At 68.4% G+C, this 5,733-nt stretch carries 7 protein-coding genes and 3 pseudogenes; 6 read left to right on the forward strand and 4 right to left on the reverse strand.

Features of this window, described 5'->3' with window-relative positions:
* Positions 1 to 164: 164 nt before the first annotated feature.
* Positions 165 to 590 (forward strand): YunG family protein, encoded by a 426-nt coding sequence (locus OTB16_RS38950; protein ID WP_267727675.1) that lies wholly within the window; start codon positions 165 to 167, stop codon positions 588 to 590.
* Here the strand turns inward: OTB16_RS38950 and OTB16_RS38955 are convergent.
* Together OTB16_RS38955 and OTB16_RS38960 are read right to left on the reverse strand one after the other, a co-directional pair.
* A pseudogene (locus OTB16_RS38955) lies at positions 583 to 993 on the reverse strand (ATP-binding protein); the annotation flags it as partial. The gene OTB16_RS38950 and the pseudogene OTB16_RS38955 sit on opposite strands and share 8 nt — an antisense overlap.
* Positions 994 to 1,389: 396 nt before the next feature.
* A pseudogene (locus tag OTB16_RS38960) lies at positions 1,390 to 1,575 on the reverse strand (HNH endonuclease); the annotation flags it as partial.
* A gap of 206 nt (positions 1,576 to 1,781) precedes the next feature.
* Here OTB16_RS38960 and OTB16_RS38965 point away from each other — a divergent pair.
* The 3 genes from OTB16_RS38965 (at position 1,782) to OTB16_RS38975 (ending at position 3,736) form a co-directional block, all read left to right on the forward strand.
* Positions 1,782 to 2,108, forward strand: a complete 327-nt coding sequence (locus tag OTB16_RS38965; RefSeq protein WP_324290307.1) for a GYD domain-containing protein — start codon at positions 1,782 to 1,784, stop codon at positions 2,106 to 2,108.
* Positions 2,109 to 2,488: 380 nt separating this feature from the next.
* Positions 2,489 to 2,905: a hypothetical protein gene (locus OTB16_RS38970; protein ID WP_267727663.1), complete on the forward strand. Its 417-nt coding sequence runs from the start codon at positions 2,489 to 2,491 to the stop codon at positions 2,903 to 2,905.
* 285 nt (positions 2,906 to 3,190) lie between these two features.
* A complete protein-coding gene (locus OTB16_RS38975; RefSeq protein ID WP_267727665.1) occupies positions 3,191 to 3,736 on the forward strand; it encodes a hypothetical protein in 546 nt (181 codons plus the stop codon).
* Here the strand turns inward: OTB16_RS38975 and OTB16_RS38980 are convergent.
* Complete coding sequence (locus OTB16_RS38980) at positions 3,693 to 4,391, reverse strand: IS5 family transposase (RefSeq protein WP_267727667.1); 699 nt, start codon at positions 4,389 to 4,391, stop codon at positions 3,693 to 3,695. The two genes, OTB16_RS38975 and OTB16_RS38980, sit on opposite strands and share 44 nt — an antisense overlap.
* Positions 4,392 to 4,626: 235 nt before the next feature.
* On the opposite strand from OTB16_RS38980, the gene OTB16_RS38985 reads away from it, so the two are divergent.
* A complete protein-coding gene (locus OTB16_RS38985) occupies positions 4,627 to 5,139 on the forward strand; it encodes a P-loop nucleotide/nucleoside kinase family protein (RefSeq protein WP_267727669.1) in 513 nt (170 codons plus the stop codon).
* 37 nt (positions 5,140 to 5,176) lie between these two features.
* Here the strand turns inward: OTB16_RS38985 and OTB16_RS38990 are convergent.
* Positions 5,177 to 5,305 (reverse strand): annotated as a pseudogene (locus OTB16_RS38990) (IS256 family transposase); the annotation flags it as partial.
* Positions 5,306 to 5,397: 92 nt separating this feature from the next.
* On the opposite strand from OTB16_RS38990, the gene OTB16_RS38995 reads away from it, so the two are divergent.
* Entirely contained in the window at positions 5,398 to 5,529 is a 132-nt protein-coding gene (locus OTB16_RS38995; protein ID WP_267727673.1) for a hypothetical protein, read from the forward strand.
* The last annotated feature ends 204 nt before the right edge of the window (positions 5,530 to 5,733 follow it).

A 5,733-nucleotide genomic window follows, 5' to 3' on the forward strand; every position in this document is an offset into this window, starting at 1 on the left:
TAGTCACTACGAACCTCGGCGACCATACGGACCGCTCGTTTGCGCAGCTCAAGGGGATAGGAAGAAGGACGTGCCATGACTCGATCCTTTCATCTAATCGAGTCTCTACCGAACCCGGAACGGTTCAAGTATCAATGTCAGTGGCCAGTGCGAGGATGCTCGCCATGATGCCGTTGCTTCTTACTGACATCGAGCGTGCCGTCCGCAGCAGCTGGGGAGCTGACACGTGCCCGCCGGAGGACCGGCTGCACTGGAGCTTGGACAACCCAGCCCGGGATCAGTGCGGTGTTACCGCCATGGTCCTCAACGACTTGCTCGGCGGTGAGTTGATCCGCGGCAAGGTCCAGGTCAACGGTGAGTTCAGGGACTACCACTGGTGGAACCGCATAGGGCTGGGAATCGAGATCGACCTCACCCGGGAACAGTTTGGGCCGGAGGAGATCGTCACTGGCGGCACCGTCATCCCGCGGCCGCCCGTGACCGAGTGGCGTCGGCTCCGTGAGGAGTACGAGCTCCTCCGCAACCGGGTGATGGAGGAGCTCGATCGGCATCTGTCCGGAGTGGGTGAGCCTGACCGCGTGCCTAGCTGATAGGCGGCTTGTCGGTGTGGCTCTTGGGGCGTTTGTTCGGCTGGAAGCTGGGGCCGCTCATGATGACCTGATGGCTGGTGTTGATGAGCCGGTCAAGGAGTGACTCGGCGACGACGGGGTTGGGGAAGAGCGGATACCAGTCGCTGGGCGCCCGGTTACTGGTGATGATCAAGGACCGGCCCTGCCGCTCGCTGACGAGCTCGTAGAGGTCGTCGGCCTGGGCCGCGGTGAGCTGGCGCATCGCGAAGTCGTCGCGGATGAGCACGTCGGGCCGTACCAACTCGCGGATCCGCTTGGCCCAGGTCCGGTCCGCGTGACCGCCGGCCAGGTCCGCGAGGATGCGGCTGGTCTTGGCGAAGCGGACGTTGGCGCCCTGGCGGACTGCGAGATGACCCAGGGCCTCGCCACGCAACCGGCATCACGACACCGTCGTACTCATCGCCCTCCTCGCCACCTGCGCCGGCATCTACCTCACCGTCGGCGAAGCCGGCTTCGCCGGTGTCATCACCGCCGTCGCCAGCCTCTACGGAACCCTGCCACATGCGTCGCTGACCCACACCACAAGCAACCGAAGGAGCTCCCGTCGAACCCGCCCCAGCGCTACACCGGGCACAGCGCCATTGCTCTGCCCGGTCCCACGCCCCCATGTCACGACAGCACCAGGGCCGCCACCCCGGAAGAAAGCGGCGGCCCGCCGACACAAGCAGACCGGCCAGGGGCCGGGACAGTTCAGCCCCACCGCTCTGCGGCCGGCGGGTAGGGGGGCAAGGAGCCGCACCCGTGTCCGTCCAGCCTCACAAGCTGGCGCGGCAGGGGGCCGGTCAACCCCGACGGCGGCCCATTCCGCGGGGTCCTGGTCGGACTTGCTCCGGTTCGAGCGTGCCGTCACCGCGACCAGGGAGGACGGCTGCCCCTGGTCGTTGGCGTACGCCTCACGGCGGGCCGGCGTCCACGCCGAGGTCCCACTGTCCCACGCCTCCGCGAGGGCACCAGGTGGTCACGCGGACCGAACCGTACGCGGACGTATCAGCCACCGTGCACGAAGCAGGGCCAGAGCGCCCGGGTAGGTCGCGCACCCGTTGGCCGTGGCCGTGCCGTCATCGTCCACAGCCGTTCGGGGGATACGCGGCCGCATCCGGCGCGTTTCCCGCCCCGCCGGGGCATCCCTTGGTGAAACGAAAGGGAGACATGATGCCGCTCTATCTATCGAGGTTCAGCTACACACCGGAGACTTGGGCGAGGCTGATCGTCAACCCCGAGGACCGCGCAAAGGCTGCTCAGTCGTACATCGAGTCCGTTGGCGGCAAGCTCCACGGCTTCTGGTACGCCTTCGGCACGCACGACGGCTACAGCCTGTGGGAGGCCCCCGACAATGTGTCCATGGCCGCGGTTGCGCTCGCGATCAGCGGAGGCGGCGCGCTTAGCTCGTTCGAGACGACAGTTCTCCTGACCGTCGATGAAACCATGGTTGCCCTGCGCAAAGCCGAACGAGTCCAGTACCGGGCGCCGGGCGCGTAGCGGTCCAGGGCCTGGTACGTTCTCGGTGACGAAATGAGTGATTCGCCCAAGTGTGGTCATTCACGGATGATCCGCCGGACTGGAAGCGACGAACGCGACTCCTGATGATCAAGGTTCTTTTCGGTGCGTCCGTCGGGCCCGGACACCTCCGCCAAGGGCCCGGACTGCGTGACGGCAACGGGCCAGGTCTGCAAGAGGACCACCCTGCCCGGCGGCATCGAGGCTACGTCCGGACGTTCCCGGACGCGTCCTCCGAGGTCTCCGGGATTCCCGGCCTGCGCCTTGAACGAGTCACTCGCAAAGCGCTGCTGCTGCACCATCTGCCGACCGGCGGCTGCATCGAGGTACGCGAGAGCATCGGCGAAGTCTCACTCCGGGACATGCAGGACCTGCTGGAGGAGGAGACACGACGTCCCTCACACCTCGCCAAGCAGGGCGATGACCGTCGCAAGCCTGCCTGGACACAGGCCGGCCTGACCCCGGGCGAGGCTGCCATGGCCCCCCACTGGGCACCCACACCCACCACCGCCCTGCGCAGCGCCCTGCTGGCCCGCGCCAACCTCTGGTGGTCCACCTTCCGCCACCGCGCCCACCTCGCGCCGGCCCGCCGCAGCAACGCCGAGCGATGCCTGCGCTGGGCCGCAGGCCACACCACAGACGAGATCGGCAGCCTCCTGACCGACAGCCCACTCAAGGTCCCAGGCGCCCGGTTCAGCCCGCCCAACGGCTCCTTCGACGTCGGGCTGATCCGACTCGGTGACGGCGTCCTCGAACTTCAGGGACAGACCAACCAGTAGGCGCCGCAGGTGAGCCCTCCCAGCCCTGCCCCATGCGACCACCCGGGCGCGGGTCGAGGGCGCCCCCTTAACTTGTCGTCCGGAATTCGCGTCGCGGCTCGGCAATAGGCTGGCGCCGGGTCTCCTCACGAGGGACCATCCCAGTGTCCGAGGCCGACGTCGAGCACACCTCAGTAGGTGTTGTCGTACCGAACCTGAGGGCGGTGTTTTTGCTGGTCAGGCATAGGTTCGGCGATCTGGTGGGAGTGGTGGCCTGTCGTGTCGTCGTCTCTGGGGAGGCCGTGGATGCCGTCGGTCGTGGGGTTGCTCGAACAGCGTGAGCTGGGTGCCCGCCGTCGTGTGGACGAGCTGCGGGAGGAGGCCGACCGCGTCCAGGCCGAGCTGGCCGTGGCCGAGCGGGAATGGAAGGAGTGGGTCATCGCCCGCTCGCGGGTCGGCGAGGTGCTGGGTCCGGTGGACGAGACCGAAGATCACGCCCGGACCGAACGGACGATGCCGGCCCAGGGACAGGTGGAGGAGGCATCATCGGCGTCGATGGCAGCGAAGCCGAAGTCGCAGGTGCCGGTGTGGCGCGAGGGGCTGGACGCGTCGGTGCTGTCGGTGGACTACCAGCGCATCCTGCAGGCCCTCGCGGACCGGCATCGCCTCCATCAGGGGCCGCTGACCTGCCAGGAGATGGCCGTCTCGTTCGGGCTGGACGCGGTGCCGGCGAAGGTGGAGGCACTGCGGTCGAAGGCGAAACGTCTGGTCGCACGCGGCTGGCTGGCCGAGCGTCAGCCGGGCCGTTTCACGATCGCGCGGAATGTGGCCGGGCCAAGCGGCGAGTCATGATCATGGTCATCGACCAGTAGACCATCGCCTCGGCGCTGGTGGTGTGGCGCTCGAAGTCGCGGACCAGGCGGCGGCTTCGCATCAGGTGCGCGAAGAGACGCTCGACGATCCACCGCTTGGGCAGCACCACGAAGCCACGCGTGTCGTCGCTGCGCTTGACGATCGCCAGGACCAGGGCGAACACGGCCAAACAGTGCCCGACGAGGCTGCCGGTGTAACCGCCGTCGGCCCAGACGAGTTCCAGCCGGTGGTGGGCGTCGGCCACGCGGGCGAGCAGCACCTTCGCGGCGGCGCGGTCACCGATGTCCGCGCTCGTGACCATCACGCCCAGCAGCAGGCCAAGGGTGTCGACCACGACGTGCCGCTTGCGGCCGTTGATCAGCTTGCCGCCGTCGAAGCCGCGGCTGTCGGCGCCGACGACGGCGTCCGCCTTGACCGACTGCGAGTCGATCACCCCGGCCGTCGGCTCCACATCCCGCCCCGCCTTCTGGCGGACCCGGTCGCGCAGCCGGTCGTGGAACTCCCTGACCAGCACGTGGTCGCGCCACCGGCGGAAGAACGCGTAGACCCGGTCCCACGGCGGGAAGTCGGCTGGCATCGCCCGCCACTTGACGCCGTTGTCCACGAGGTAGCGGACAACCAGCGGGCCAGCCATCACAGCGTCGGCAAGACGATCAAACGCGCCGAGTCGATCAAGGAACACCAAGCCCGCAGAGGATAAACGCCAAGCTCAGACCGCTTGGCGACTACGCCGACCCGGCCGTCTGATCAGCCATGCAGGGAGGGGGCCAGCGTCAACGAGCAATTGTCAAATTCTGTGGATGGCGATGTGGCTGAATGAGCGGGCCGAGTTCCCTGGCTGGCCGCCCGGGCAATGCGAGGCTGGGCTCATGTTGATCGTGATGGCGGGGCTGCCTGGTGCGGGGAAGAGCTCGGTCGCCGAGGGACTGGGGCGGAAGTTGGCCGCTCCGGTCGTGTCGGTGGATCCGATCGAGGCCGCGATGTCGCGGGCGGGGGTGGCTCGCAGTCAGCCCACGGGCCTCGCCGCGTATGTGGTGGCCGAGGCGGTGGCGGACGGCGTGCTGGCCCTGGGCCAAACGGTGATCGTCGATGCGGTCAACGCGGTGGCGGAGGAGCGGGCGCAGTGGCGGTCGCTGGCATCTCGTCGTGGCGTGCCGGTGGTGTTCATCGAGGTGGTGTGTTCTGATCCGGCGGTGCACCGTCAGCGGCTTGAGGGCCGGTCGCGGGAGATCGAGGGCTTCTACGAGCCGACGTGGGAGACGGTGGAGCGGCGACGGGAAGAGTTCGTTCCGTGGGCCGACGACCGACTGGTGCTGGACAGTGTGATCGACCTGTCGCAGAACATCTCGACGGCCTTGGGGTTCCTGGGCGCGGCGTCCTGATTCGTGCCCGGGCCTTGCCCCCTGGCCGTGCGGTTTCTCAAGCGGCCGTGGCTTGCTCGTGCTTGACCAGGACGCCGTTCTCGAACCTGGCGCCCGCGCGGACCAGTGCGATCAGGTGGGCTCCGGTGATCGCCCGCCAGCGGGTCTGGGCGGACTCGACGAGTCGGAGGAAGTTCAGCAGCACGCGGCCCGCGAGGCGGCCGCCGGGCCCACAGCCTGATCAGCGAGAAATGCGCGGAAAGGGGGAAGCGGATGGTGGTGACGGGCAGGCAGCGCCGGGCGGGTGGCAGTGCGCTGGCGGGGACGGCGCTGGCCGCGACCGGCTGGTGGGCGCAGTGGTCCGGGTACGAGGTCGTGGCCTTGACCCTGCTGGGCGGGGCGTGGTGCTGATCGGTCCGTCGACCGGGGCGGCGTCTGCGGCACTGGCTGCGCTTTATGCGGCTGCGCCTGGATGTGTGCGTGGCAGACGTCGTACCGTTCGGGGCCGGTCCGGCCGCGGCATCCGGCTGGGGTCGCCATCCTTGGTTTCGTCCCGTCCTCGCCGCGAGTTGGGGAACGCATGGCTGAGGGGAGTCACCTCAGTGGTGACTCCCC

Origin of the sequence: Streptomyces antarcticus (assembly GCF_026627255.1) — a bacterium.
GTDB lineage: Bacteria > Actinomycetota > Actinomycetes > Streptomycetales > Streptomycetaceae > Streptomyces > Streptomyces antarcticus.